Source organism: Pseudomonas sp. R1-15 (assembly GCF_051132085.1).
In the GTDB taxonomy this organism is placed as follows: Bacteria; Pseudomonadota; Gammaproteobacteria; order Pseudomonadales; family Pseudomonadaceae; genus Aquipseudomonas.
The window spans coordinates 3,664,678-3,690,136 of the sequence record NZ_CP071660.1 but is presented as its reverse complement, the minus strand read 5'-3'; the positions used below and the strand labels follow the sequence as shown (position 1 = coordinate 3,690,136).

Sequence of the window (25,459 nt, the reverse complement as noted above, 5' to 3'; positions counted from 1 at the left end):
ATCATAGGCTCGACGTAGGAGAATTTTTTTCTCTGTTAGCTTGCTGTTTAGATGATTTGCAGATAAAAAATCTGCACAACCATAAGAAACAGGAAATTTTGTCTCATGCGCAAATTGGATCGCACCGACATCGGCATTCTCAACAGCCTTCAGGAAAACGCCCGCATCACCAATGCCGACCTTGCCCGTTCGGTCAACCTGTCGCCGACGCCGTGCTTCAATCGGGTCCGGGCGATGGAGGAGCTGGGAGTGATTCGCGAGCAGGTCACCCTGCTGGATGCCGACCTGCTCGGCCTGCACGTCAACGTGTTTATCCATGTCAGCCTGGAGAAACAGGTGGAAGAGGCGCTGCAGCATTTCGAAGAAGCGATCTCCGACCGGCCGGAAGTGATGGAGTGCTACCTGATGGCGGGCGACCCGGATTACCTGATCCGTGTGCTGGTGCCGACCATCCAGTCGCTGGAGCGGTTCATGATGGATTTCCTGACCAAAGTCCCCGGGGTGGCAAACATCCGCTCAAGCTTCGCCCTCAAGCAGGTGCGCTACAAGACCGCGTTGCCGCTTCCGGCCAACGGGCTGACGCTGGGTACCTGAGTCACCCCAATCCCTGTGGGAGCGAGCCTGCTCGCGAAGGCGTCGGCACATTCAGCATCTGACAAGCAGACCCACCACCGTGGCGAGGGAGCTTGCTCCCGCTGGGCCGGTCCGACGCCTCGGGCGCAGCGGCCCCAAGCTGCTAAAGCTGATTGATCGGAATCTTCAGATAGGTCACGCCATTACCCTCCGCCGGCGGCAAATGGCCTGCCCGCACATTCACCTGGATCGCCGGCAACAGCAGCGTCGGCATCCCCAGGGTCTTGTCGCGCTGGGTGCGCATGGCCACGAACGCGGTCTCGTCGATGCCGTCGCGAACATGGATGTTGTGCTGGCGCTGCTCGCCCACGGTGCTCATGCACTGGGGCTCGCGACCCTCCGGCGGGTAATCGTGGCATACGTAGAGTCGAACGCCGGCAGGGAAGGCCAGCAGCTTGCGGATCGAAGCGTAGAGCTGACGGGCATCGCCGCCAGGGAAGTCGCAGCGGGCAGTGCCCACATCAGGCATGAACAGCGTGTCACCCACCAAGATCACATCGCCATCGATCAGGTAGGCCATGTCCGCCGGGGTGTGGCCGGGAACGTGCAGCGCGGTGGCCTTGAGGTTGCCGATAAAAAAAGATTCGTCGGCCGCGAACAGGTGATCGAACTGTGAACCATCCACGGCAAATTGCGCTTCGAGATTGAACAGCGTCTTGAAGACACTCTGTACCTGATGGATGGATTCGCCGATGGCAATCTTGCCGCCCAGTTTCCCCCGCAGGTAAGGAGCGGCGGACAAGTGATCGGCATGGGCGTGGGTTTCCAGCAGCCATTGCACCGTCAACTGATGTTCAGTCACGAAAGCGATCACCCGATCGGCCTGCTCCGTGCCGCTGCGGCCTGACGCCGGGTCGTAGTCGAGCACCGGGTCGACCACCGCACAGGACCCGCCAGCGTGTTCATAAACCACGTAGGTATAGGTCTTTGAAGCGGGGTCGAGGAAGCTTTGGATCTGCGCGGGCATGACAACGAACCTGTGCGGGAAGAACTCATGAAAGGGGCTGCTACGCGGCCCAGCGGGAGCAAGCTCGCTCGTCATATACCAATCTATGAATAGCGGGTTGCAACGCTTGGGACTTACAACATATGGTCCGCAGCTTAAGTGAGGGCCACCGCGTCCTGCAAATGCGATCACGCCTGACAACAGGCGTGCGCGGCTTGAGAGACGGTTATGTTACTGGCAAGTTTTTTTGGTGTGATCATGGGCCTGATCCTTGGCCTGACAGGGGCGGGCGGCGGAATTCTGGCCGTGCCGGCGTTGGTGTTGGGCCTGGGTTGGAGCATGACCCAGGCCGCGCCGGTGGCGTTGTTTGCAGTGGGCAGCGCCGCAGCTGTCGGCGCCATCGATGGGTTGCGCCATGGGCTGGTGCGTTACCGCGCGGCCTTGCTCATCGCGTTGCTGGGCGCGGTGTTCTCGCCGGTGGGCGTCTATTTCGCTCACCGGCTTTCAGAAAAAATCCTGATGATTCTGTTCAGCCTGCTGATGGTGCTGGTGGCGGCGCGCATGCTGCGCCGGGAAACCCCGCAGCCGGGACCCAGCGACCACGGCGCGGCCAGTTGGGGCCAGAAGAACTGCATGCTGGATCAGCAGACCGGGCGCCTGGCCTGGACCGCCCGCTGCACCGCCACGCTGTCGGCGTTGGGCGCGGTCACGGGCATGGTTTCGGGCCTGCTGGGGGTGGGTGGCGGTTTCCTGATAGTCCCGGCGTTCAAGCAACTGACCGACGTGCAGATGCGCGGCATTGTCGCCACCTCCTTGATGGTCATCAGCCTGATTTCGTTGATCGGCGTGGTGGGCGCGTTTCATGCCGGGGTCAGCATCGACCGGGTAGGGGCGGCGTTCATTGCGGCGAGCATCGTCGGAATGACTTTGGGGCGACGATTCTCCGCGAAGCTTCCGGCGCGCGGGTTGCAGGTGGGGTTTGCCGGGGTGTGTCTGGCGGTGGCGGGGTTCATGTTATTGCGGGCTTAGCGCAGGAGAAGGCTTTTGTGGCGAGGGAGCTTGCTCCCGCTCGGCTGCGAAGCAGACGCCCCGATTGACACCGCAGGGGCCTGCTGCGCAGTCCAGCGGGAGCAAGCTCCCTCGCCACGGGGATTGGCGCGCCTATAGTTCTCGGCATTGCATCGAAAACCCCAACGCCACCGACTGCCCTTGCTCCAGCAAGCGCAACCCCGGCCGTCCTGGCAGGTGATGAGCGTTGACCGGATGGCTGACCGGTTCGATGCAGAAGAAATCCAGACCGACGGGGCAGTACAGCAGGAAATATTCGCTGCCGCTGGCGCGACATTCCAGTTCGTAGCCCAAGTCAGGTTGCTGGATCAGACACTGCCCATCCCAACCGCCGAAACCGTTATCGACGAGAGTGTCGGGCAGTAGTCGAGGTTGCTGGAAATCCCACGCTGGGGGTACGCCCGTCAGTTCCGTTGGCAGTTTCGAGACGTCGCACATCCAGACTTCGCTGGCACGAGTTTGCAGGCGAGTGCCGGCGGTGCGTGGCAAATATGGATGCAAGCCCAACCCGTGCCAGGCGGCCTGTTCGGCCATGTGGGTGACGTGCAGCGCTATCTGCAGTTGGCCGCCACCGAGGCGGATGCGCAGGCTGGCGCAATAGGCGAACGGGGTTTGGCTGTCCAGCTGCAGCAAGGCTTCCTGGCCAGTTTGTTCGGTGACTTGCCAGGGCTGCTGCCAGGCACTGCCGTGGATCGGAAAGGGATCGTTGGGGCTATTGGCTTCCAGGGCGAGCCAGCCGCCCGGGCAGTCGAAACCGCCTTGGGCGATCCTGTTTGACCAGGGGATCAACGGGAAGCAGCCGAGTTTTCCTGGCAGGCGGTTTTCCAGCGCTTGTGGTGCGGGCGGGCGCAGCAACGGCGCACCGGTGCTGCGCAATGTCCATTCAACGAGGCTGGCGCCCAGGTGCGGAGCCAGGGTGAGGCGAGTGAGTTCGTCTTCGAGATGAAGGAGAGGTGGTGTCATGGCGGCGTCTTTTTTGTAAGGGCTGAAAGCTTTTGTGGCGAGGGAGCTTGCTCCCGCTCGGCTGCGAAGCAGACGCCCCGATTGACACCGGAGGGGCCTGCTGCGCAGTCCAGCGGGAGCAAGCTCCCTCGCCACAAGAGGGCTTGCTCACTGTTGGGGTTACAACACCAGATTCGGCAGCCACAACGAAATGGCAGGAACGTAGGTCACCAGCATCAGCACCAGGAACAGCATGGCGTAGAACGGCAGCAGCGCCTTCACGGTACTTTCAATGCTGACCTTGCCGATGGCGGAACCGACGAACAACACCGCGCCCACCGGTGGCGTGATCAGGCCGATACCGAGGTTCACCAGCATGATCATGCCGAACTGCACCGGGTCCACACCGATGCCCACGATCACTGGCATCAGGATTGGCGTCAGGATCAGGATCAGCGGCGCCATGTCCATCACGGTGCCCAACAGCAGCAACATCACGTTGATGCACATCAGGATCACGTAGCGGTTGTCCGACAGTGTCAGGAACGCGGTGGTGATCTTCGCCGGAATCTCCATCAGCGTCATGATGTAGCCGAAGCTGGCGGCGAAGCCGATCAGGATCATCACGATGGAGATGGTGCGTACCGTACGGTGCATCAGTTTCGGCAACTCGCTCCACTTGTAGTCGCGATAGATACACATGGTGACGAAGAATGCCCACACCACGGCAATCGCGGCCGATTCGGTGGCGGTGAACACACCCGAGAGAATGCCGCCAAGGATGATGAACAGGGTCATCATGCCCCACATGGCTTCCTTGCAGATCTTCAACGCTTGCTTGAGCGGAATCACTTCGCCCTTCGGGTAATTGCGCTTTTTCGCAAAAACCAGGCACAGCGCCATCAGGCACAGGTTCATCATGATGCCGGGGACGATGCCGGCCATGAACAGCGAACCAATGGAGACGGTGCCGCCAGCGGCGAGGGAGTACAGCACCGCGTTGTGGCTTGGCGGCGTCAGCAGCGCTTGTACCGAACCACTGACGGTGACGGCGGTGGCGTATTCACGCGGATAGCCCCGGCGTGTCATTTCCGGGATCAGCACCGAGCCGACCGAGGCGGTATCGGCCACCGAGGAGCCGGAGATCGCGCCGAAGAAACTCGAAGCCACGAGGTTGACCAAAGACAGGCCACCGCGCACGAAGCCTACCAACACACTGGCGAATGCCACCAATCGGCGGGACATGCCGCCCTCGGCCATGATCGCGCCGGCCAGGACGAAGAACGGAATGGCCAGCAGCGAGAACTTGTTCACCCCGCCCGTTACCTGAATCATCATGGCCTGGAACGGAATATCGATCCACCACGCCCCGATCAGGGCGGCAGCGCCCAGCGCGTAGGCGACCGGCATGCCGATCAGGATCAACAACAAAAAACTGCCCAGCAGAATCAGAGCGTCCATTAAGCGGCACCTTCGTTTTCTTCAACCAGGTCGAACTGCACGACCCGACGCTTGCTTTGATCACCCAGCAAGAGTTTTTCCAGGACAAAAATCAGGGTCAGGAAACCACCGATCGGGATCGGCATGTAGGTGATGCCGACGCGCAGGGTGGGGATGGCGCTCATGAACTGATTCCAGGTGGTCATGCACAGCTTGGTGCCCCAGACGGTCATGAAAATGCACACCGCCGCCATCAACAGTTGCGTGAAAACCGAAGCCAAGGTTTGCAAGTGCGGGGGCATGCGGCTGGTGACCATATCCACGGCCATGTGCGAGCCGGAGCGGTAGCTGGCAGCTGCACCGATGAAAGTGAACACGATCATCAGCAAGATGGCGGTGGGCTCCGGCCAGCTCGAGCCTGAGCCGAGCACGTAACGGGCAAACACACCCCAGGGAATCATCAGCGCAACTGCCAGGACAGAGAGGCCGGCCACCCAGATGCAAGTCATGTAAATCGTGTCGTTGATACGCAGCAGCAAATTCTTCATCGGGTTCCACCGTAACTGGGCGCGCCTTTTAACCGCAGGCGCGCCCAGCCTTTTCATGAGTACAGATTAAGAGGGTCTTACTGGACAGCCTCGATGCGCTTGATCAGATCGGCGTACGGAGCACCGTATTTGGCCCGGATCGGCGCGGTGGCGTCATAGAAGGGTTTTTTGTCGACGGTGATGAACTCGACGCCGGCGGCCTTGAGTTTTTCTTCACTGGCGGCGGACTTCTTGTCCCACAGCACGCGCTCTTCAGCCTGGGCTGCCTTGGCGGCTTTTTTCACCATGTCCTGTTGCTCCGGCGTGAGCTTGTTCCAGGTGATTTTCGACATCACGATCGGCTCTGGCAGGATCAGGTGGCCGGTCAGGCTGTAGAACTTGGCGTTCTGGTAGTGGTTGTGCTCAAGCATGGTCGGCGGGTTGTTTTCCGCGCCGTCGATCACGCCGGTCTGCAGGGCGCTGAAGATCTCGCCGGTGTCCATGGCGATACCGTTGGCGCCCATGGCGTTGAAGGTTTCGATGAACATCGGGTTGCCTTGGACGCGAATCTTCATGCCCTTCAGATCTTCGAGCTTGCGCACCGGTTTCTTGGTGTAGAGGTTGCGGGTGCCGCCGTCCATCCAGGCCAGGGCCACCAGGCCGAATTCGGAGTTGGTGATCCGGTCGAGGATCGCGTCGCCCACGTCGCCGTCGATGACGGCGCGCATGTGGGCCTGGTCGCGGAAGATGAACGGCATGTTGAAGACGTTCACGTCCGGCACCACAGGGCCGACAATGCCCAGGCTGACCCGGGACATCTGGATCGCGCCGGCTTGCATTTGCTCGATGACTTCTTTTTCGGAACCCAGTACGCCACCTGGGAAAAACTTGAACTTCAGTTCGCCCTTGCTCTCGGCTTCCAGGGCTTTACCCATGGACTCCTCGGCGACTACGGTCGGGTAGCCCTTGGGGTGGATGTCGGCGATTTTCAGGGTAAGTTCAGCGTGTGCCGCCTGGGCCAGAAAGGCCAAGGGCAAGGCCGCGATCAAAAGCGTGCGTTTGAAATTCATGGTCAATCTCCAGTGTTGTTGTTTTTATGTCTATCGATGTGAAGCGGCAAAGCAGATCAGTTCGCGGCGTGTTTCCATCCTCCGAAAGCCGGTTCAGCCAGGCCCTTGATGCCGGGGTTGAGGGCGAACACGCCACCGGCCAGGGATTGCGGATCATTGTCGTCACCCGGACGGATCGAGGTGACAAAGAGGGTATCGAGCTGGTCTCCGCCGAAGGCGCACATGGTCGGTTTTTTCACCGGCACTTCCAGCGAACGGTCGAGGCGTCCGTCCGGGGTGAAGCGGTGAATCAGCCCGGCGTCATTGGCGCAGATCCAGTAGCAACCATCGGCATCCACCGCTGCGCCGTCCGGCCGTCCGGCCAGGGGCATCATGTCCACGAACAGCCGCCGGTTGGACGGGGTGCCGCTGTCGATGTCGTAGTCGAAGGCCCAGATCTGCTGGATCAACGGGTGCGAATCGGAGAGGTACATCGTCCGTCCGTCGGGGCTGAAACCCAGGCCGTTGGGCACGATGAAACCGCTGAGCTGTGGCTCGACCGGGCTGCTTTGCCCGGCGTCAAAACGGTACATCCGGCCTTCGTCGGCGTTGGCGCCCATGTTCAGCACCATGCTGCCGGCCCAGAAACGGCCCTGGCGATCACAGCGGCCATCGTTGAGGCGCATGTCGGTACGGCTGTGCTCGACGCTGGCGCACAGCTCGCTGTCCAGGCTGCCATCGTCATTGGGCTGCAGACGGAAGAAACCGCTTTCCATGCCCGCGACCCAGCCGCCGTCCTGGTGACGGGCAATGCAGGCGAGCATTTCCGGTGCTTCCCAGCCCTGGATTTTTCCAGTGCTGGCGTTCCAGCGTTGCAGGCCGCCGCTGGGGATGTTCACCCAATAGAGGGCATTTTCCTCGGGGACCCACACGGGGCTTTCCCCGACGGCATTGCGTGCGTCGACAATCAATTCGGCTTGCATGGCGATTCCTTGGTTCGTGTGTATCCCATGAAACAGGCGAATCAGTTGTCGAACGGGCCGGCAGCAACAAAGGCGCCGCCCTGGTAGATCCTGGCCGGGTCATCCTCGGCCGGCATCGGCTGGGCTTCGACTTTGGCGCGGAAGATTTCCGACGTGTCCTTGGGCTGGTAGCCCAGGTGCGCGGCATGGCTGTTGTCCCACCAGACGTCGCGGTTGGCGGACATGCCGTAGACCACGGTGTGGCCGACCTTCGGGGTGTAGAGCGAGCATTCGATCAGTTGGGTGAGGTCGTCGAAGCTCAGCCAGGTGCTCATCATCCGGCGGTTCTGTGGTTCCGGGAATGACGAGCCGATGCGGATGCTCACGGTCTCGATGCCGTAGCGATCGAAGTAGAAACTGGCCATGTCTTCGCCGTAGGACTTGGACAGGCCGTAGTAGCCATCCGGACGGCGAGGGGAGAGGGCGTCGAGGGTCTGGTCCTGCTTGTAGAAACCGATGACATGGTTGGAACTGGCGAAGATCACGCGCTTGACGCCGTGCTTGCGCGCGGCTTCATAAATATGGAACACGCCGCTGATGTTGGCGCCGAGGATCTCTTCGAACGGACGCTCGACCGACACACCGCCAAAATGCAGGATGGCGTCGACGCCTTCCACCAATTGGTGCACGGCCTGTTTATCCGACAGGTCGCAGGGCACCACTTCTTCGCTTTCGTCGATGGCCGGTGCCATGTTGGCGATGTCCGACAGGCGAATATGGCGGGCGTAAGGCTTGAGGCGTTCGCGCAAGACTTTGCCAAGGCCGCCGGCGGCGCCGGTCAACAGCAAGCGATTGAAAGGGTGGCGAATCTGTGTGGTGGTCATGGCATTACCTGAGCAAACAGTGAGAGGTACAGTTGTTATAAGTTGTCGTACGACCGAGGGCGAATATCCTTATCCTTCTGCTGCCTTGTCAACGTTTGATCGACGAACCGCTCTGGAACGGCGTCCTTGCCGTAGATTGCCATGGGATGCGCCCAGGCTGAATCCTTCCGTTACAACAGCGAAATCGGGTAGCTGATGAAGATCCGGTTCTCGTCGAATTCGTTGGTGCTGAAGTCGCGACGAATCGATGCGTTACGCCATTTTACGTTAAGGCTCTTCAGCGCACCGCTCTGCACGGTGTACGCCAGCTCGGTCTCGCGGCCCCATTCCTTGCCGTCATCGACGGTGGCGGTGTGCACGTTGTCACCGCTGATATAGCGGTTCATCAGGGTCAGGCCCGGCACGCCGACGGCGGCGAAGTTGAAGTCGTGGCGCAACTGCCAGGATTTTTCCTTGGCGTTGTCATAGCTGGAGTTGTAGCTGTCGTTCGCCAGGGTGCCGCCGCTGGTGCCGTTGACGCGCATCCAGGCATCATCGCCGCCGACTTTCTGCAGGCCGACATAGAAGGTGTTGCCACCGTATTTGGCCGAGAGCATGGCGAACGCGGTCTTGTTATCCAGGTCGCCGGCCAGGGCGCTGCCGTCTTCCTTGCCGGTGAAGTAGCCCAGGTTGGCGCCCAGGGTCCAGTCGCCCATGGGTTGGCTGTGGGTCAGGTTGAAATACTGCTGCTGGTAGATGTCGGACAGTTCCGCGTACCAAACGCCGACCTGGGTGCGTTTTTCGTTGAAGGCATATTCGCCGCCGCCGAAGTTGAAACGGTCGGAAGTGAAGGCACCACGGCCGTTCATCGACATGTCTTCCATGCTCGCGTCGTTGCGCGGGCTGTTGCCACGGAACTGACCACCGTAGAGGCTCAAGCCGTTGATCTCGGTGGAAGTGACCTGGCCGCCCTGGAAGGTTTGCGGCAGGGAGCGACCGTCGTCGGAACGCAGGATTGGCAGCACCGGCATCCACTCGCCGACTTTCAGCTCGGTCTTCGAGACCTTGGCCTTGAGGGCCACGCCCAACCGGCCGAAGTCATCGGCCGGGCGACCGTCGTCGTGCACCGGCAGCAGCTGGGTACCGGCGGTGCCGCGACCGCCGTCGAGCTTGACCGAGTACAGGCCGAGCACGTCCACGCCGAAGCCGACCGTGCCTTGGGTGAAACCGGACTTGGCGTCGAGGATGAAGCTTTGAGTCCATTCCTCGGCTTTGCCTTGGGCGGCGGCGTCGTTGACGAAGTTGCGGTTGAAATAGGCGTTGCGCAGATTCAGCGTGGCTTTGGCGTCATCGACAAAACCTGCGGCGCTGGCTGTCATGGGCAGGAACATGGCCAGGCTGCTGCAACTGATCAGGCCCAGGGCGACATTCGATGGGGAAAAAGGACGGGTTGGACGGTTCTTGGGCGAAAAACGGACACGTGTGCTCACTCTGACGCTCCCTTGCTTTTTTGTTGTTTTTATCTGTTATACGTCGTCGTACAACATGGCAGGGATTATTTGGTGGCGGGTGATTCTTGTCAACTGGCCATTACTGCGAATTTTGCTTTCCGATAGCCGCTGATGGGTGGGCATCTCGTGGGGTTATGGGCGCACCTTAGGCTGGAAGGGCTTCGCTGTGAGGCATGCTGCGGTCTGAAGAATAGCTGCGAGCAGATCGGGTTGTGCGATGACTGGTCTAAGACATTAGTCGAATGGGCCTGCCTATAAAGCTTTTGTGGCGAGGGAGCAAGCTCCCTCGCCACAAAAGCATCGGCGGCGTTTCCAGTCATCGAACAGGCACAAAAACAGGCTGCCAGCGCAAAAAGGAGTAACCTGCCGCCCTGCTTTGATTCCCTTCCATGGACCCTCCTCATGTTTCCCAATGCCGAGCGCTACAACCATTCCACCGAATATGCCAACAAACTCGTCGACCGCATCGGCCAGACGCCGGCCTGGATTGCCTTGCGCATCGGCATCACTGAAAAACGTATGCGCTACATTCTCGCCGGCTCGCGCACGATCAAGGGCGACACCACGGAAATCCTCATGTCTTACGCCGAGCAGTTCTGCCTGGAGTGCCTGGCCGCCGAGGCCAAGGCCGCCAAGGATCGCGCCCGCTCGAAGGCGGCAGGCCCTGCCAGCGACGCCTGAACCATCACGATCCGTGGCGAGGGAGCAAGCTCCCTCGCCACGAAAGCAACTGCGGCACTTCTTGGCGGTCCTTGTCGTCGAACAGGCATCTGGAAAGTTACCAGCGGCCTATTGTCGTTATGTTCCCGCAAGGTTTTTGAATGGATCACTACACCCCGCGCGCCTGGCAGCCGCACGAACGGCCGACGCTGCCCGGTTCGCCCTCGACGCCGTTGCATCCCACGCCCAAGCGGCTTGCCTACGCGCTGGTGGGCGTGCTGGTGGCATTGACCGGGGGCTTGGGCAATTCGCTGGTGATCGCCAATCTGCCCTATCTGCAAGGGTCGCTGGGCGCCACCACGGCGGAGATGGCCTGGTTGCCCGCGGCCTACGTCATGACTAACGTCTCGATGAACCTGCTGCTGGTGAAGTTCCGCCAGCAGTTCGGCTTGCGCGCGTTCACCGAAGTGTTCCTGGCGCTCTACGCCCTGGTGACCTTCGGCCATCTGTTCGTCAACGACCTGAACTCGGCGATCGCCGTGCGTGCGGCCCATGGCATGGTGGGTGCGGCCCTCAGCTCCCTGGGCCTGTATTACATGGTCCAGGCTTTCCCGGCCAAGTGGCGGCTCAAGGCACTGGTGTTGGGCTTGGGCACTTCGCAGCTGGCGCTGCCAATGGCCCGGCTGTTCTCTGAAGACCTGCTGCAAATCGCCGAATGGCGCGGCTTGTACCTGTTCGAGCTGGGCATGGCGCTGCTGTCGCTGGGCTGCGTGCTGCTGCTCAAGTTGCCGCCGGGTGATCGCTTCAAGACCTTTGAAAAACTCGACTTCCTGACCTTCACCGTGCTCGCCAGCGGCGTCGCCTTGCTGTGCGCGGTGTTGTCGCTGGGGCGCATCGACTGGTGGTTGGAAGCGCCATGGATCGGCGTGGCCTCGGCGGCTTCCATCGTGTTGATCATGGCAGGCCTGGCGATCGAACATAACCGCAGCAACCCGATGCTGATGACGCGTTGGCTCGGCAGCGGGGTGATGATCCGCCTGGCCCTGGCGGTGATTCTGATCCGCATGGTGACCTCGGAACAGTCCACCGGGGCGGTGGGTTTCCTGCAAGCGCTGAACATGAGCAGCCAGCAGATGCACAGCCTTTATGTGGTGATGCTGATCGGCAGTATCGCCGGGCTGGTGACCAGTGCGCTGACGATCAACCCGGCGCACCTGTTCATGCCGCTGATCATTTCCCTGGCGTTGATGGCCACGGGGTCGGTGATGGACAGTTATTCGAACAACCTGAGCCGTCCGCAAAACATGTATTTCAGCCAGTTCCTGCTGGCGTTCGGCAGCACATTCTTCCTCGGGCCGACGATGATGCTGGGTGTGCGCAATGTGCTGACCAACCCGCGAAACCTGGTGAGTTTTTCCGTGCTGTTCGGGATCTGCCAGAGCCTCGGCGGCCTGGTGGGGGCCGCGGTGCTCGGCACGTTCCAGGTGGTACGCGAGAAATTCCATTCCAGCCATCTGGTGGAGAACCTGAGTCAGTTCGACCCTCGCGTCGCCGCGCGGGTGGACAGCGGCGGTTCGGCGGTGGGTTCGCTGATTGCCGATCCGGGCCTGCGTCACCTGCAAGGCCTTCGCAGCCTCGCCACGGCCGCTACCCGCGAAGCCAACATACTTGCCTATAACGACGTGTTCATGCTGATCGCGGTGATCGCCGTGCTGACCATGATCTGGATTTCCATTCGTGCCCTGTGGCTGATGAGCACCACCCAGCCCGCCGCCGCAGCGCCTGCCCCTTCGACACAACCCAGCGGTGCCACTTCTCCATGACCGAGCCGACCACCACGACCACCAACGCCATCGCCGATACGCCGGAAGACCAGGCGCCTCCTGCCGCTCCGGCGACAAAACCGCGCTCTCTGCGAGTGCGGGTGCTGTCATCCCTCGGATTCGCCGCAGTGGCGATTGTCGGCGTGCTGGTGGTGCTTTATGCCTGGCAATTGCCGCCGTTCAGCAGCGCCGTGGAAACCACCGAGAATGCTCTGGTGCGCGGGCAGGTGACGATTATCGGGCCGCAGCTCAGTGGTTACGTCCATGAAGTCCCGGTGCAGGACTTCCAGTTCGTCAAGGCCGGCGATCTGCTGGTGCGCCTGGATGACCGCATCTACCGGCAACGGCTCGACCAGGCGCTGGCGCAGCTGGCGGTGCAACAGGCGGCCCTGGCCAACGTCGTACAGCAGCGCAACAGCGCCGAGGCGAGCATCAAGCTGCGCCAGGCCGCGCTGGCCGACAGCCAGGCCCAGGCCCACAAAGCCGCCGCCGACCTGCGCCGCAACGAGGCGTTGATAAAGGACGGTTCGGTGTCCAGGCGTGAACTGGATATCAGTCGCGCCGCCAGCGCCCAAGCCACCGCGGCCGTCGCCCAGGCCCAGGCCAGCCTGGAAATTGCCCGTCAGGACCGGCAAACCGTCATCGTCAACCGCGGCTCCCTGGAAGCGGCTGTCGCTAGCGCCGAGGCGGCGGTGCAACTGGCGCGCATTGACCTGTCCAACACGCGCGTGTTGGCGCCACGGGACGGTCAGCTGGGGCAGATCGGCGTGCGCCTGGGCGCCTACGTCAATTCCGGAGCGCAGTTGATGGCGCTGGTGCCGAACCAGAAGTGGGTGATCGCCAACCTCAAGGAAACCCAGATGGACAAGGTACGGGTCGGTCAGCCGGCAAGCTTCACCGTGGATGCCCTCGGCCATCGCCGCTTCCAGGGGCATGTCGAACGCATTTCCCCGGCCACCGGTTCCGAGTTCAGCCTGCTGCAGGCCGACAACGCCACCGGCAATTTCGTCAAGATTGCCCAGCGCGTTCCGGTTCGCATCACCGTGGATCCGGACCAGCCCGAAAGTGAACGCCTGCGGCCGGGGATGTCGGTGGTGGTGAGCATCGACACGGCCGCCGAACAGCAATGACCCGCAGAAGAAAGCCGTTTCCTGCACAGGGAACGCGTCACTCGTGCAGGAGTCGTAACCTCCATGCGTTTCTGACCCCCACGGAGATCCAATGAATCTGGAAGTCCCGAGCACCGATACCAATCGCCGCCAACTGCTGCAGATCATCGCCGGGCTATCGGATGGCGTGATGCTGATCGAAGTCGACCAGACGATTGCCTGGGCCAACGAAGCGGCCTTGACCATGCACGGAGTCGAGGAGCTTGGCGAGTTGGGCGCCAACGCCAAGGAGTACGCCCGGCGTTTCAATTTGCGTTATCGCAACAACCATTCGCTCCCCGAAGACAACTATCCCATCGCCCGCGTCGCTCGCGGCGACGAATTCAGCGATGTGCTGGTGGAGGTCACGCCCGTGGCCGATCCGGACCGCACCTGGGTGCACCGCATCCGCAGCATGGTGCTGACCGACCGCAACGATGAGCCGGAATACCTGGTGCTGATTCTCAGCGATGCCACGGAATGGGCCAGCGCCGAACAGCGCTTCGAGAAAACCTTTGGCGCCAACCCGGCACCAGCGGTGATCTGCCGTCTCAGCGATTTGCGCTATATCAAGGTCAACGCGGGTTTCCTGGAAATGACCGGCTACAGCCGCGAAGAGGTGATCGGGCGTTCGGTGTATGAGCTGGATGTGCTCGAGGCTGCCGAAAAGCGCGATCTGGCCGTCGAGCGCCTGGGGCAGGGCGCGACCATCCCGCAGATGCAGGCCGAACTGCGCTTGCCCGATGGCACCAACAAACAGGTGATCGTCGCTGGCCAGCCGCTGGACCTCCACGATGAAGACTGCATGCTGTTTTCGTTCATGGACATGGAGCCGCGGCGCAAGGCCGAAACGGCGCTGCGCCAGAGCGAGGAGCGTTTTGCCAAGTCGTTCCGGCTGTCACCGGTGCCGACGCTGATCTGTAGCGCCGAGCTGCAACTGGCGGAAATCAACGAGGCCTTCCTCCAGGCGACGGGTTATGCCAGCGAAGAGCTGTTGGGCAAGACCGTGGAGGAGATCGGCTTCCTCGAGAAGGAAGCGGCGGCGACGTTGTTCGGGCGCCTGGAAAAGACTGCCACCGTGTCCAGGGTCGACGTCAAGGTGCACAAGAAAGGCGGGGAGCAGATCGACTGCGAAGTGGCGGCCGATACCGTCATCATCCAGGGCAAGCCATGTTTCCTGCTGGTGCTGATGAATATCACCGAACGCAAGCGCTCGGAGCTGGAGCTGGTAGCGGCCATCGAAGAAGTGATGAAGGACGCGTCGTGGTTCAGCCGTACGCTGATCGAAAAACTGGCCAACGTGAAGAGTATCAATGCGCAGACCCCGACGACGTCGTTCACTGAGCTGACCGCCCGCGAACGTGACGTACTGGGGCTGATTTGCGAGGGCCTGGCCGACAAGGAAATCGCCGCGCGCTTGAAACTGGCCCCCAACACCGTGCGCAATCACGTGGCGACGCTGTATTCGAAACTCGACGTCCATAGTCGTAGCGAGGCGATTGTCTGGGCGCGGGAGCGGGGCTTGTTCGCGAACGAATGGCGGATAAAGGCACCATGATAGCCAGTGCAAATGCACCTGGTATTCTGGTGCAAATTCAGGTTCTGCGCAGGCTATAACCTCCCTAGGCTGGAGGGGTGCGGCATTGCTGTTGAACGCCGCGTCCCCACGAAACAGTCAAGGAATACGCCCCGATGTGCAGCAAACCCTTCAAGTGTGAGATCGACAGGACGTCTATGGGAGCCAGGAGGCCGGCCACCGGTCATTTGCGACTTCGAAGCTGAGGTACACAGATGACCCATCTGGCTCCGTTACGTACCCGTCTCGAGCAAAGCTTTGCGCCACTGGCCTGTGAATGCAGCCTCAACGGTGACGGCACCCTGACCATTCGCCTGTACCGCCAGGAAAGCGGCGAGGTCGACCTGGTGGTGAGCGGCATGAGCGTCGACAGCATCCGCTCCGAGGAAGGCTTGAACAAGCTGATCGATGAACTGCGTTATGAGCTGTACAACACGCCGCTGCATCGCAGCGATCCGGCCTGACCCATAAGACCGACGCGATCCCCCGTGGCGAGGGAGCTTGCTCCCGCTGGATCGCGCAGCGATCCCAAACCTGTCGAATCGGCAGTCCCCAGGCACATCGCGTCTAACAGCTTGCGGCTGCTGCGCAGCCGAGCGGGAGCAAGCTCCCTCGCCACGGAGACCGCGTCATCAATAGGACTGCGTAATCAAAGCAGCGTCGCCCGACAATCGAGCGCCAACCGCGCCCCGCCCAGCTCGCTGCGATCCACCTCCAGCGTAAACCCGTGCAGCGTGACAATCGCCGCGACGATCGACAGGCCCAGGCCGAAGCCGCCGTGCTGGCTGCTGCCCTCGGCGCGGTAGAAGCGCCGGAACACCGCCTTGCGTTCCGCCTCGGGAATGCCAGGGCCTGAGTCGAGCACTTCGATGCGGCTGCTGTCGCCCTGGTCGACGCCCCGCAGGATCACCTCGCCGCCCGATGGGGTGAACTTGATCGAGTTGCTCAACAGGTTCGACACCGCCTCGAACAACAATGCCCGGTCACCGTTGAGCAAGGGCAGGGTGTCGGGCACTTCCAGCTTGAACACCAGCTCGCGTTCCTCGGCCAGCGGCAGATAGAAGTCATGCAGTTCCTGCAACAACTGCAACGGATCCAGACGCACGAAACCGGAGCGGCGCTGCTGGTCCTCCAGTTCCGAAATCCGCAACAGACCGCGAAACCGCGCCATCAGCGTATCGGTCTCGGCGATCACCTGATCCATCTGCAACGCTTCCGGGGAGCCGTCCGCGGCCTCCTGCTGGATGCGATAAAGCTGGGCACGCAGGCGCGTCAGCGGGGTGCGCAAGTCATGGGCAATGTTGTCGCAGACGCCCTTGACCTCATTCATCAGCCGTTCGATGCGATCGAGCATGGCATTGACGATGGCTGCCAGCATGTCCAGTTCATCGCGACGGCTCGACAGCGGCAGGCGATGGGTCAGGTCGCCGGCGACGATGGCTTCGGCGCTGGCCTGCAAGGCGCGGATACGCCGCAGCGGTCGACGTCGCAACAGGTGCCAGCCGGCGATGCCCGGCAGGATAGTCAACGAGACCCCCCAGAGCAGCGCGTGCAGGATGATGCGGGTCACGGCGAACAGCGAGCCGTTGTCCCGCGCCAATACCAGCCAGCGGCCGTCCTGGGTCCGGGTCGCGACCGCGTCGCAACTGTCGGAGGGGATCATCGGGTCGTCGGAATCGACGCAGCCACCGAGCATATGGATCTTGCCGTCCAGCGGCAGGTCGGCGGGGATTTGCTGGATCGGCCCGCTCAGATGGCGCAGCTGCGGGTCGAACAGGCCGTAGGCGTCGACGCCGCGTTCATCCAGCGACAGGCTGGCCATGAGCGCGTCTTCCAGCTGTTCGCCATGGATACGCGCGAACAGGTGCTGGCGCTGCATCAGGGAATGCTTGGCGAGGCTGTCGAGGTAGCCGAACACCTCGTAATACATGACCCCCATCAGGATCGCGCTCCAGATCACGAACAGCGAACTGTACAGCGCCAGCAGGCGGCTGCTGGAGGAGCGCCAGCCCTTAGCGGGGTTCAGCAATGACATAGCCGGAGCCTCGTACCGTGCGAATCAGCGGTTCCAGGCCCGGCGGGTCGATCTTCTTGCGCAGGCGACCGATGTGGACGTCGATCAGGTTGGTGCCCGGATCGAAGTGATAACCCCAGACTTCTTCGAAAATCATCATGCGCGAGAGGATCTGGCCACTGTTGCGCATCAGAAATTCCAGCAACTTGTATTCGGTGGGCAGCAGGCTCAGTAACTGGCCGTTGCGGCTGGCCTCGCGGCTGATCAGATTCAGCTCCAGGTCCGCCACTCGCAGCACGGTTTCCGGCTCGCGGGCGCCGTTGTTGCGGCGCAGCAGCACTTCGACCCGGGCGGCCATTTCGTCGGTGGCGAACGGCTTGGTCAGGTAATCGTCGCCACCGGCCCGCAAGCCACGCACCCGCTCGTCGACATCGGAGAGGGCGCTGATCATCAGGATCGGCGTGGCCACGCCCATGCTGCGCAGCTGGGTGACGATCACCAGGCCGTCGAGTTCAGGCAGCATGCGGTCGAGGGTGATCAGGTCATAGTCACCGCTGACAGCCCGTTCCAGGCCCTCCCGGCCGTTGTCGACCCAGTCGACGTCCAGGCCGTTGCGGGTCAGTTCGGCGACGATTTCACGGGCGGTCACGGCGTCGTCTTCGATGGTCAGGATACGGTTCATGGGCGTTACCGGTTGGGAAGTGGAGCCATTGCGCAGCATTCTGCCAAAGATTACCTGTCGGCTTTCTGAAAAAAAGTTCATGGGCGCCGGCAAATGCATTCCCTGGCCTGGATCAATACTTCGTCACAAATAATCCCTAACATATTCCGGCACGCACCATCATGCTGCGTCCCTCGCTGTGTTCCGCCGCGCTGTCGCTGGCGGGCACTGACGAGAAGCTGGTGGCAAGTGGCGCAAGGAGCCGAGACCTACTGAACCTTAAGGATGAGTCGCATGATCAACTCCCAGAATGTTCTACGCCGTAAATTCGATATTCAACCGCTGAAACGGGCCGACATGAGCGTTCGCCTGGACGGCCAGACTGTCGACGCCGCCGAGGGTGAGACCGTACTCACCGTCATCCAGGCCATGGGCCAACGCCAGGTGGCCCGCAACGACCACGGCCAGGTGAGCGGTGCCTACTGCGGCATGGGCATTTGCCAATGCTGCCTCGTCAGGATCGATGGCCGCCACAAGCGACGGGCCTGCCAGACGCTGGTGCGACCGGGCATGCAGATCGAAACCCGGGCCAATCGCATCGCCGCAACGGAGGCGCCATGAACCTCGATCCGGTGATTGTTGGCGGCGGGCCGGCGGGTATGGCGGCGGCCATCGAGCTGGCCGCCAATGGTCTGCGTTGCACGCTGCTCGAAGAAGCGCCACGCCTGGGCGGCGTGGTGTACCGCGGGCCGTTGCGCGATGGGGTGAGCCTGGACTACCTCGGGGCGCGCTACAGTGAGGCCCTGGCAAAGCTCCATGGGGAATTCCAGCGCAACGCCGGCCTGATTGATGTGCGACTGGGCAGTCGGGTCATCGGTGCCGAGGGCGTCCGGGCCCTGATGCTGCTGGACGGCGACGAGCGCTTGCGGGAAGTGGCCTATTCCCAGTTGATCCTGGCAGCCGGTTGTCATGAACGCAGTGTGCCGTTCCCCGGCTGGACACTGCCGGGGGTGGTGATGCTCGGTGGCCTGCAATTGCAGATCAAGAGTGGCGTGGTCAAGCCGCCGAGCCCGGTGGTGATTGCCGGCACCGGCCCGTTGCTGCCCTTGGTAGCCTGCCAGCTGCACGCCTCGGGCGTCACCGTGGCGGGTGTCTACGAAGCCTGTGCCTTCGGCAGGATCGCCAAGGAAAGCCTGGCGTTATTGAACAAACCGCAATTGTTTCTCGATGGCCTGGGCATGCTGGCGTACCTCAAGCGGCACCGCATCCGGGTGCGCTATGGTTGGGGCGTGGTGCGCGCCGAGGGCGCGGGTGAACTGAGCAGCGTGACCGTTGCGCCTTACTCCGCCGACTGGAAGCCGGACCTCGGACAGGCCGAACAGCTATCGGCCGAGACGCTGGCGGTCGGCTACGGGTTTATCCCGCGTACGCAATTGAGCCAGCAGATGGGGCTTGACCATGGCTTCAGCGAGGACGGCTACCTGCGCGCCGTGTCCGATGCCTGGCAGCGCAGCAGCGAGGCGCATATCCACCTGGCGGGCGACATGGGCGGGATTCGCGGCGGTGAAGCGGCCATGTTGAGCGGGCGCATCGCGGCGCTGTCGGTCCTGCTGCAGCGTAATGTCCTGGATGAGGCCACGGCGCTGGAGCGCCGCAGGCGATATCAGGCCCAATTGGACCGGATCATTCGTTTTCGCGCCGCCGTTGATCGCTACACCCGGCGCGGCGCCGGGCAAATCGCGCTGCCAGCCGCCGATACGGTGATCTGCCGTTGCGAACACGCCACCCGCGCGGACATCGACCGCGCCCTTGAACAGGGCGTGCAAGACATGGCCAGCCTGAAAATGCGCACCCGGGTGAGCATGGGCGATTGCCAAGGTCGCCTGTGTGTCGGCTACTGCAGCGACCGCCTGCGCGAAGCTACCGGACGGACCGATGTGGGCTGGCTACGGCCACGTTTTCCGATCGACCCGATTCCTTTCTCTGCGTTCCAGAACGATGACCCGGAGGCGGTATCCCATGATCAGGCACTATGACGTAGTGATTGCCGGTGGAGGGGTGATCGGGGCGTCCTGCGCCTATCAACTGTCCAAGCGCAAGCACCTGAAGATCGCCCTGATCGATGCCAAGCGTCCAGGCAACGCCACCCGCGCATCGGCCGGCGGCCTGTGGGCCATCGGCGAATCGGTGGGGCTGGGCTGTGGGGTGATTTTTTTCCGCATGATGTCGGCCAACCGCAAGCGCCAGGCCCGAGGCGCCGCCGTGGCGGTGGATGCCAGCACGCCGCATATCCTGCCCGACTCGTTTTTCGATTTCGCCTTGCAGTCCAATGCGATGTATCCGCAATTGCACAGGGAACTGATCGAGCGTCACGGCATGGATTTCAAGTTTGAAGAGACTGGGCTCAAGTTCGTGATCTATGACGATGAGGACCGCTCCTACGCCGAACACATTGTCGCCTGCATTCCCCACCTGGCTGATCAGGTGCGCTGGCTCGACCAGGCGGCGTTGCGCGAGGCCGAGCCGAGTGTCAGCCATGAGGCCTTGGGCGCGCTGGAGTTTCTCTGCGACCACCAGGTCAGCCCATTCCGCCTGGCCGACGCCTACACCGAGGGCGCGCGGCAGAATGGTGTTGATCTGTTCTTCAACACCGATGTGACTGACGTGTTGCGTAATGGCAGTCGGGTGACAGGGGTGAAAACCGCCGAAGCCGGCACGTTCAACTGCCGGACGTTGATCAATGCTGCCGGCGCCTGGGCGGCGGACTTGAGCGAGCAGGCGACGGGCGTGCGGATTCCGGTCAAGCCGGTCAAGGGGCAGATCCTGCTGACCGAGCGCATGCCGAAAATCCTCAGCGGATGCCTGACCACCAGCGATTGTTATGTGGCGCAGAAGGACAACGGCGAGATCCTGATCGGCAGCACCACGGAAGACAAAGGGTTCGACGTGACCACCACCTACCCTGAAATCGAGGGATTGGTGCAAGGCGCGGTGCGGTGTATCCCGCAACTGGCCGACATCAACCTGAAACGCACCTGGGCCGGCCTGCGTCCCGGCTCACCGGATGAGTTGCCAATCCTTGGGCCGATGCGCGGCGTGGAGGGCTACCTCAACGCCTGCGGGCATTTTCGCACCGGCATCCTGACCTCGGCCATCACCGGGGTGCTGCTGGACAAACTGGTGAACGACGAGCCGTTGCCGCTGGACATCACACCGTTCCTGGCGGACCGGTTTGAAGTGGCGGCGGTTGCAGAACCGAGGAAAATGCAACCGGCCTGAGAGCTGGCTCGAACCCAGTGTGGGAGCGAGCCTGCTCGCGAAAGCGGCGTGTCAGTCGATGCCAATGTCGATGCACTGGCGCCTTCGCGAGCTGGCTCGCTCCCACATTGTTTTTCGGCTGGTCGCAGGTTTTTCGTCAAGCACAAGTCCTGTGTGGGAGCGAGCCTGCTGGCGAAAGCGGAGTGTCAGTCGACATCAATGTTGATGCGCTGGCGCCATCGCGAGCAAGCTCGCTCCCACATTGTTTTTCGGCTGGTCGCAGGTTTTTCGTCAAGCACAAGTCCTTTGTGGGAGCGAGCTTGCTCGCGATAGCGTCAGGACAGTCGACATCGATGGTGACTGGTGTGCCGTCATCGCGAGCAAGCTCGCTCCCACAGGTTTTGTACTGTGGGAGGTTATTCCACCGGTGTACTGACAAACGCTTCCAGGCCTTCGGCATAAGCGGTAAACGCGCTGATCTGCGGGAAAGCCTTGCCTTGCACCTGATCGGCCACCAACAGGTTGGTGAAAGTCCATGCCACCGCGACGCTGATGCCGGCCTGGTCGAGCGAGCCATCGGTGGGCAATGGTTGTTTCACCAATGCCTTTTCCAACTCGCCATATGCCGCCAGCAACTGGCCCGACACCCGCGTGAGCCACGGCTCATGCTGGATTTGTGCTGGGCGCAAAGTGCGTTCGTAATAGATCTGCACCGATTTTTCGCACGCCGCCAATGCCAACCCGATCAGTTGCAACGATTGCAACCGTTGCCCCGGATCGCTCGGCATCAGGCTCTTCCCGGGCCCGGCCAAGGTTTCCAGGTAATCGATGATCAAGGTCGAGTCCATCAACACCGAGCCATCATCCAGCACCAGGGTCGGGGCCTTGACCACCGGGTTGATGCGCTGGAATTGCTCGAAATGCCTGAACACCGAAACCGATTGGTGTTCCAGGGCGATGCCCAGGCGCTTGGCGGTAATGGCGACGCGTCGTACATAGGGCGAGTCCAGCATGCCGATCAGCTTCATGGCTTCTCCTTCAGCGGTTTGTTTCAGGCCGGGCTCAATCTTCGAATCCGACCTGTTCGTGGATTTCATCAACCTTGAGTTCAAGCCGGTAGGCCACGGCGATGAACAGCGCCTGGCACAGGCACAGGGTGGCGCTCAACGAGCGAAAGGCGAACGAGCTGCCTTCGTTCACCAGCAGCACCGCATTGGCCCGCTTGGCCAGGGGCGACAGGTTGCTGTCGGTGATGATCAGCGTCTTGGCCTGGTGATGCTGGGCGATGCGCAGGCAGTGCTGGGTTTCCTTGCCGTACGGGGTAAAGCTGATGGCGATCACCAGATCATTGGCCCGGACGCTGCGCATCTGCTCGCGATAACTGCCGCCCAGGCCCGACACGAGGTGAATACGCTTGTTGGTGTGCTGAAGGTTATAGACCAGGTAATCGGCCACCGCGAACGAGCGCCGCACACCAACGACGTAGATGTTGTCGGCGTTGACCACCAGGTCGACGGCTTTTTCGAACGCCTCGTCGTCGAGTTCCAGCCCCAGGCGCTCGATGCCCGACAGGGTGGCGTTGACGCATTCTCGAGCGAGATCGCCGGCGCTGGCCTTCTGCGACTTGTTGGCGATCATGCTGCGAATGCGTTGCTGGTAGTTCTGCACCGGGGTGGTCTTGTGGGTATACGCCTCGCGAAACAACGCCTGCATTTCGCTGAACCCGCTGAAGCCGAAGCGCTGGGAAAACCGCACGATGGCCGAAGGGTGCACTTCGCATTCCCGAGCGATGTCGCTGATGCGATCGACCATGATCCGGTCGCTCTGCTGGCTCATGTAGCTGGCGATGCGTTTGAGCTGGCGCGGCAGGCTTTCGTATTCATCGGTGATCAGTTGCAACAGGCGCTCGGCATTGATCGGCGGGCTCGGGAGGGCGGGTTCGGACGCGCTCTCGGTCGGCGCCGGCAGATCATCGGGGCGGGTCATAGAAAATCCTTCTGGCTTGTTCTTATAGGGCGGCCCGGAAAAAGGCCGGCCCTCGACAATAGGTTGGCTGGTCGCAGTCTACAGCGTAGGCGCGGGGAAAATCATGGGCGAACAAATGTTGCAGCAGTGCTGAAACGATGCACTGTGTCTGGTTCGCCTGGGTTGTAGCGTATTGGAAAAAATATTCCACGTAAAAAATTTATAGAATAATTATTGATTATTGCCCTCGGCTCGTTTTAGTCTGCATTCACCAACAGCGTTGGCGCCGGTGTCGGCGACAAACGCAGGCTGATAAAAATAACAGGAGCCAGCATGGGCCAGACTCGTTTTGCCAGTGGGCGTCAATTGGATGTGATCTGCCTGGGGCGCCTGGGCGTCGACCTCTATGCGCAGCAAGTCGGCGCGCGCCTGGAAGATGTTTCGAGCTTCGCCAAGTACCTGGGCGGTTCCTCTGCCAACATCGCCTTCGGCACGGCACGCCTGGGGCTCCGGTCGGCGATGCTGAGCCGGGTCGGGGACGACCACATGGGGCGCTTCCTGGTGGAGTCCCTGGCCCGCGAAGGCTGCGATGTCAGTGGCATCAAGGTCGATCCCGAACGCCTGACGGCCATGGTCCTGCTGGGTATCAAGGACCGGGAAACCTTTCCCCTGGTGTTCTACCGGGAAAATTGCGCCGACATGGCGCTGCGCGCCGAAGACATCGACGAAACCTTCATTGCCGCCAGCAAGGCCCTGCTGATCACCGGCACGCATTTCTCCACCGATGGCGTCTACCAGGCCAGTATCCAGGCCCTGGACTACGCGCAAAAGCACCAGGTCAAGCGCGTCCTCGACATCGACTATCGGCCGGTGCTCTGGGGCCTGGCGGCCAAGGCTGACGGAGAGACCCGGTTCGTGGCCGACCAGAAGGTCAGCCAGCATGTGCAAGGCATCCTGCCGCGTTTCGACCTGATCGTTGGCACCGAAGAAGAATTCCTCATTGCCGGCGGTAGCGAAGACCTGCTGACCGCGCTGCGCACCGTACGCTCGCTGACGGCGGCGACCCTGGTGGTCAAGCTCGGCCCCCAGGGCTGCACGGTGATCCATGGCGCCATCCCGGCCCGGCTCGAAGACGGTGCGATTTACCCGGGTGTTCGAGTCGAAGTCTTGAACGTACTGGGCGCCGGTGATGCGTTCATGTCGGGCTTTCTTGCCGGCTGGCTGGAAGATGCCAGCGATGAACGCTGCTGCCAGTTGGCCAATGCCTGCGGCGGCCTGGTGGTGTCGCGCCATGCCTGCGCCCCGGCGATGCCGACCCGGGCCGAGCTCGACTATCTATTTCAAAGCCCGGTGCCGATCACCCGGCCCGATCAGGATGCCGTGCTGCAACGGCTGCACCAGGTCAGCGTGCCCCGCAAGGCCTGGAAACAGTTGTTCATCTTTGCCTTCGACCATCGCGGACAATTGGTGGAGCTGGCCCAGAAGGGCGGTCGCGAGTTGAGCAGCATTGGCGAGCTCAAGCAATTATTCATCCAGGCCGTGGCGCGGGTCGAAGCCGACCTGCGGCACCAGGGCATCGAGGCCGACGTCGGTCTGCTGGCCGACCAGCGTTTCGGCCAGGATTCCCTGAATGCGGCCACCGGGCGCGGCTGGTGGGTGGCGCGGCCGGTGGAGGTGCAGGGCTCGCGGCCGCTGGCGTTCGAACACGGCCGTTCCATCGGCAGCAACCTGATTGCCTGGCCACAAGAGCAGATCATCAAATGCCTGGTGCAATTTCATCCTGACGACGAACCGCTGCTGCGCCTGGAGCAAGAGGCGCAATTGATGGGGTTGTACAAGGCCTCCCAGGCCAGCGGCCATGAGTTGTTGCTGGAAGTCATACCGCCCAAGGATCATCCATCACCGCACCCGGACGTGCTCTATCGTGCCCTCAAGCGCCTCTACAACCTGGGTATCTTCCCGGCGTGGTGGAAGATCGAAGCCCAGGGCGCGGAGGAGTGGCAGCAGCTCGACGAGCTGATTCAACAGCGCGACCCGTATTGCCGTGGCGTGGTGCTGCTGGGCCTCAATGCCCCTGCCGCCGCGTTGGCCGAAGGCTTTCGCCAGGCCAGCCAGAGCAGCACTTGCAGAGGGTTTGCCGTGGGCCGGACGATCTTCCAGGAACCGAGCCGCGCCTGGCTGGCCGGGGAGATCGATGATGAAACGCTGATCCGGGATGTGCAGGACCGGTTTGTGGAATTGATCGAGGCCTGGCGCGCCGCGCGCAGTTAAAGGAAGTCAAAGATTGTGAACACTGAGCCTGTGGGAGCGAGCTTGCTCGCGAAGGCGTCGGGTCTGCGGCGTTGATGTGACTGACCCACCGCTTTCGCGAGCAGGCTCGCTCCCACAGGGGTTCGCCGCCCTGGTTATGTAA

The 25,459-nt window shown here is 61.9% G+C and carries 23 protein-coding genes; 11 read left to right on the top strand and 12 right to left on the bottom strand.

What is annotated here, in order from left to right:
• The first annotated feature begins 105 nt into the window (after positions 1-105).
• Positions 106-594, top strand: coding sequence for a Bkd operon transcriptional regulator BkdR (gene bkdR, locus J3P97_RS16645; RefSeq protein ID WP_003202929.1), 489 nt, complete (start codon positions 106-108; stop codon positions 592-594).
• A gap of 142 nt (positions 595-736) precedes the next feature.
• Here bkdR and J3P97_RS16640 read toward each other — a convergent pair whose 3' ends face one another.
• Complete coding sequence (locus J3P97_RS16640; protein ID WP_434672306.1) at positions 737-1,600, bottom strand: MBL fold metallo-hydrolase; 864 nt, start codon at positions 1,598-1,600, stop codon at positions 737-739.
• A 207-nt stretch (positions 1,601-1,807) separates the two neighbouring features.
• Between J3P97_RS16640 and J3P97_RS16635 the strand changes: the two genes are divergently transcribed.
• Positions 1,808-2,608 (top strand): sulfite exporter TauE/SafE family protein, encoded by an 801-nt coding sequence (locus J3P97_RS16635; protein WP_434672305.1) that lies wholly within the window; start codon positions 1,808-1,810, stop codon positions 2,606-2,608.
• 132 nt (positions 2,609-2,740) lie between these two features.
• Here J3P97_RS16635 and J3P97_RS16630 read toward each other — a convergent pair whose 3' ends face one another.
• The 7 genes from J3P97_RS16630 to J3P97_RS16600 form a co-directional block, all read right to left on the bottom strand.
• The gene (locus tag J3P97_RS16630; protein ID WP_434672304.1) at positions 2,741-3,610 is read right to left on the bottom strand and encodes an aldose 1-epimerase; all 870 of its coding nucleotides are present in this window, start codon (positions 3,608-3,610) and stop codon (positions 2,741-2,743) included.
• A gap of 159 nt (positions 3,611-3,769) precedes the next feature.
• The gene (locus J3P97_RS16625) at positions 3,770-5,050 is read right to left on the bottom strand and encodes a TRAP transporter large permease (protein ID WP_434672303.1); all 1,281 of its coding nucleotides are present in this window, start codon (positions 5,048-5,050) and stop codon (positions 3,770-3,772) included.
• Entirely contained in the window at positions 5,050-5,577 is a 528-nt protein-coding gene (locus tag J3P97_RS16620; protein ID WP_434672302.1) for a TRAP transporter small permease, read from the bottom strand. Before J3P97_RS16620 ends, J3P97_RS16625 begins: the two co-directional genes overlap by 1 nt.
• Before the next feature lie 77 nt (positions 5,578-5,654).
• Positions 5,655-6,626: a TRAP transporter substrate-binding protein gene (locus J3P97_RS16615; RefSeq protein WP_434601162.1), complete on the bottom strand. Its 972-nt coding sequence runs from the start codon at positions 6,624-6,626 to the stop codon at positions 5,655-5,657.
• Positions 6,627-6,682: 56 nt separating this feature from the next.
• Positions 6,683-7,588, bottom strand: coding sequence for an SMP-30/gluconolactonase/LRE family protein (locus tag J3P97_RS16610; RefSeq protein WP_434672301.1), 906 nt, complete (start codon positions 7,586-7,588; stop codon positions 6,683-6,685).
• Positions 7,589-7,629: 41 nt separating this feature from the next.
• The gene (locus tag J3P97_RS16605; RefSeq protein WP_434630182.1) at positions 7,630-8,451 is read right to left on the bottom strand and encodes an NAD-dependent epimerase/dehydratase family protein; all 822 of its coding nucleotides are present in this window, start codon (positions 8,449-8,451) and stop codon (positions 7,630-7,632) included.
• A gap of 170 nt (positions 8,452-8,621) precedes the next feature.
• Positions 8,622-9,920, bottom strand: coding sequence for an OprD family porin (locus tag J3P97_RS16600; RefSeq protein ID WP_434630184.1), 1,299 nt, complete (start codon positions 9,918-9,920; stop codon positions 8,622-8,624).
• Positions 9,921-10,343: 423 nt separating this feature from the next.
• Here J3P97_RS16600 and J3P97_RS16595 point away from each other — a divergent pair, with 423 nt between their 5' ends.
• From J3P97_RS16595 to J3P97_RS16575, 5 genes are all read left to right on the top strand, one after another.
• Positions 10,344-10,622: a hypothetical protein gene (locus J3P97_RS16595; RefSeq protein ID WP_434601158.1), complete on the top strand. Its 279-nt coding sequence runs from the start codon at positions 10,344-10,346 to the stop codon at positions 10,620-10,622.
• Between the two features lie 140 nt (positions 10,623-10,762).
• Positions 10,763-12,424 carry an MFS transporter gene (locus J3P97_RS16590; RefSeq protein ID WP_434672300.1) on the top strand — a complete coding sequence of 554 codons (1,662 nt, stop codon included), beginning with the start codon at positions 10,763-10,765 and terminating at the stop codon, positions 12,422-12,424.
• Positions 12,421-13,554, top strand: coding sequence for an HlyD family secretion protein (locus tag J3P97_RS16585; RefSeq protein ID WP_434601156.1), 1,134 nt, complete (start codon positions 12,421-12,423; stop codon positions 13,552-13,554). The genes J3P97_RS16590 and J3P97_RS16585 overlap by 4 nt, the downstream gene beginning before the upstream one ends.
• A gap of 91 nt (positions 13,555-13,645) precedes the next feature.
• Entirely contained in the window at positions 13,646-15,130 is a 1,485-nt protein-coding gene (locus J3P97_RS16580) for a PAS domain S-box protein (RefSeq protein WP_434601155.1), read from the top strand.
• 233 nt (positions 15,131-15,363) lie between these two features.
• Positions 15,364-15,612, top strand: a complete 249-nt coding sequence (locus tag J3P97_RS16575) for a DUF1652 domain-containing protein (RefSeq protein ID WP_305500349.1) — start codon at positions 15,364-15,366, stop codon at positions 15,610-15,612.
• Positions 15,613-15,797: 185 nt separating this feature from the next.
• Here the strand turns inward: J3P97_RS16575 and J3P97_RS16570 are convergent, their stop codons facing one another.
• Both J3P97_RS16570 and J3P97_RS16565 read right to left on the bottom strand, forming a co-directional pair.
• A complete protein-coding gene (locus J3P97_RS16570) occupies positions 15,798-17,183 on the bottom strand; it encodes a sensor histidine kinase (RefSeq protein WP_434672299.1) in 1,386 nt (461 codons plus the stop codon).
• On the bottom strand, positions 17,161-17,844 hold the full coding sequence (locus J3P97_RS16565; RefSeq protein WP_305500352.1) for a response regulator transcription factor: 684 nt from the start codon (positions 17,842-17,844) through the stop codon (positions 17,161-17,163). Before J3P97_RS16565 ends, J3P97_RS16570 begins: the two co-directional genes overlap by 23 nt.
• 273 nt (positions 17,845-18,117) lie before the next feature.
• Between J3P97_RS16565 and hcnA the strand changes: the two genes are divergently transcribed.
• Genes hcnA through hcnC form a run of 3 tightly spaced genes read left to right on the top strand, consistent with a single transcriptional unit; the run spans position 18,118 to position 21,102 of the window.
• Positions 18,118-18,444 (top strand): cyanide-forming glycine dehydrogenase subunit HcnA, encoded by a 327-nt coding sequence (gene hcnA, locus J3P97_RS16560; RefSeq protein WP_434630195.1) that lies wholly within the window; start codon positions 18,118-18,120, stop codon positions 18,442-18,444.
• Positions 18,441-19,859, top strand: a complete 1,419-nt coding sequence (gene hcnB / locus J3P97_RS16555; protein ID WP_434672298.1) for a cyanide-forming glycine dehydrogenase subunit HcnB — start codon at positions 18,441-18,443, stop codon at positions 19,857-19,859. Before hcnA ends, hcnB begins: the two co-directional genes overlap by 4 nt.
• Complete coding sequence (gene hcnC, locus J3P97_RS16550) at positions 19,843-21,102, top strand: cyanide-forming glycine dehydrogenase subunit HcnC (RefSeq protein WP_434672297.1); 1,260 nt, start codon at positions 19,843-19,845, stop codon at positions 21,100-21,102. Before hcnB ends, hcnC begins: the two co-directional genes overlap by 17 nt.
• A gap of 395 nt (positions 21,103-21,497) precedes the next feature.
• Here hcnC and J3P97_RS16545 read toward each other — a convergent pair whose 3' ends face one another.
• On the bottom strand, positions 21,498-22,109 hold the full coding sequence (locus tag J3P97_RS16545) for a glutathione S-transferase N-terminal domain-containing protein (RefSeq protein WP_434672296.1): 612 nt from the start codon (positions 22,107-22,109) through the stop codon (positions 21,498-21,500).
• 34 nt (positions 22,110-22,143) lie between these two features.
• Positions 22,144-23,067 carry a MurR/RpiR family transcriptional regulator gene (locus tag J3P97_RS16540; RefSeq protein ID WP_434573478.1) on the bottom strand — a complete coding sequence of 308 codons (924 nt, stop codon included), beginning with the start codon at positions 23,065-23,067 and terminating at the stop codon, positions 22,144-22,146.
• Positions 23,068-23,379: 312 nt separating this feature from the next.
• Here J3P97_RS16540 and J3P97_RS16535 point away from each other — a divergent pair, with 312 nt between their 5' ends.
• Positions 23,380-25,317, top strand: coding sequence for a bifunctional 5-dehydro-2-deoxygluconokinase/5-dehydro-2-deoxyphosphogluconate aldolase (locus J3P97_RS16535; RefSeq protein ID WP_434672295.1), 1,938 nt, complete (start codon positions 23,380-23,382; stop codon positions 25,315-25,317).
• Positions 25,318-25,459: the final 142 nt, after the last annotated feature.

Excerpts from the sequence above, each read along its gene's own strand:
- bkdR (WP_003202929.1), top strand. The coding sequence starts at position 106 with ATGCGCAAATTGGATCGCACCGACATCGGCATTCTCAACAGCCTTCAG.
- J3P97_RS16640 (WP_434672306.1), bottom strand. The coding sequence starts at position 1,600 with ATGCCCGCGCAGATCCAAAGCTTCCTCGACCCCGCTTCAAAGACCTAT.
- J3P97_RS16635 (WP_434672305.1), top strand. The coding sequence starts at position 1,808 with ATGTTACTGGCAAGTTTTTTTGGTGTGATCATGGGCCTGATCCTTGGC.
- J3P97_RS16630 (WP_434672304.1), bottom strand. The coding sequence starts at position 3,610 with ATGACACCACCTCTCCTTCATCTCGAAGACGAACTCACTCGCCTCACC.
- J3P97_RS16625 (WP_434672303.1), bottom strand. The coding sequence starts at position 5,050 with ATGGACGCTCTGATTCTGCTGGGCAGTTTTTTGTTGTTGATCCTGATC.
- J3P97_RS16620 (WP_434672302.1), bottom strand. The coding sequence starts at position 5,577 with ATGAAGAATTTGCTGCTGCGTATCAACGACACGATTTACATGACTTGC.
- J3P97_RS16615 (WP_434601162.1), bottom strand. The coding sequence starts at position 6,626 with ATGAATTTCAAACGCACGCTTTTGATCGCGGCCTTGCCCTTGGCCTTT.
- J3P97_RS16610 (WP_434672301.1), bottom strand. The coding sequence starts at position 7,588 with ATGCAAGCCGAATTGATTGTCGACGCACGCAATGCCGTCGGGGAAAGC.
- J3P97_RS16605 (WP_434630182.1), bottom strand. The coding sequence starts at position 8,451 with ATGACCACCACACAGATTCGCCACCCTTTCAATCGCTTGCTGTTGACC.
- J3P97_RS16595 (WP_434601158.1), top strand. The coding sequence starts at position 10,344 with ATGTTTCCCAATGCCGAGCGCTACAACCATTCCACCGAATATGCCAAC.
- J3P97_RS16590 (WP_434672300.1), top strand. The coding sequence starts at position 10,763 with ATGGATCACTACACCCCGCGCGCCTGGCAGCCGCACGAACGGCCGACG.
- J3P97_RS16585 (WP_434601156.1), top strand. The coding sequence starts at position 12,421 with ATGACCGAGCCGACCACCACGACCACCAACGCCATCGCCGATACGCCG.
- J3P97_RS16580 (WP_434601155.1), top strand. The coding sequence starts at position 13,646 with ATGAATCTGGAAGTCCCGAGCACCGATACCAATCGCCGCCAACTGCTG.
- J3P97_RS16575 (WP_305500349.1), top strand. The coding sequence starts at position 15,364 with ATGACCCATCTGGCTCCGTTACGTACCCGTCTCGAGCAAAGCTTTGCG.
- J3P97_RS16570 (WP_434672299.1), bottom strand. The coding sequence starts at position 17,183 with ATGTCATTGCTGAACCCCGCTAAGGGCTGGCGCTCCTCCAGCAGCCGC.
- J3P97_RS16565 (WP_305500352.1), bottom strand. The coding sequence starts at position 17,844 with ATGAACCGTATCCTGACCATCGAAGACGACGCCGTGACCGCCCGTGAA.
- hcnA (WP_434630195.1), top strand. The coding sequence starts at position 18,118 with ATGATCAACTCCCAGAATGTTCTACGCCGTAAATTCGATATTCAACCG.
- hcnB (WP_434672298.1), top strand. The coding sequence starts at position 18,441 with ATGAACCTCGATCCGGTGATTGTTGGCGGCGGGCCGGCGGGTATGGCG.
- hcnC (WP_434672297.1), top strand. The coding sequence starts at position 19,843 with ATGATCAGGCACTATGACGTAGTGATTGCCGGTGGAGGGGTGATCGGG.
- J3P97_RS16545 (WP_434672296.1), bottom strand. The coding sequence starts at position 22,109 with ATGAAGCTGATCGGCATGCTGGACTCGCCCTATGTACGACGCGTCGCC.
- J3P97_RS16540 (WP_434573478.1), bottom strand. The coding sequence starts at position 23,067 with ATGACCCGCCCCGATGATCTGCCGGCGCCGACCGAGAGCGCGTCCGAA.
- J3P97_RS16535 (WP_434672295.1), top strand. The coding sequence starts at position 23,380 with ATGGGCCAGACTCGTTTTGCCAGTGGGCGTCAATTGGATGTGATCTGC.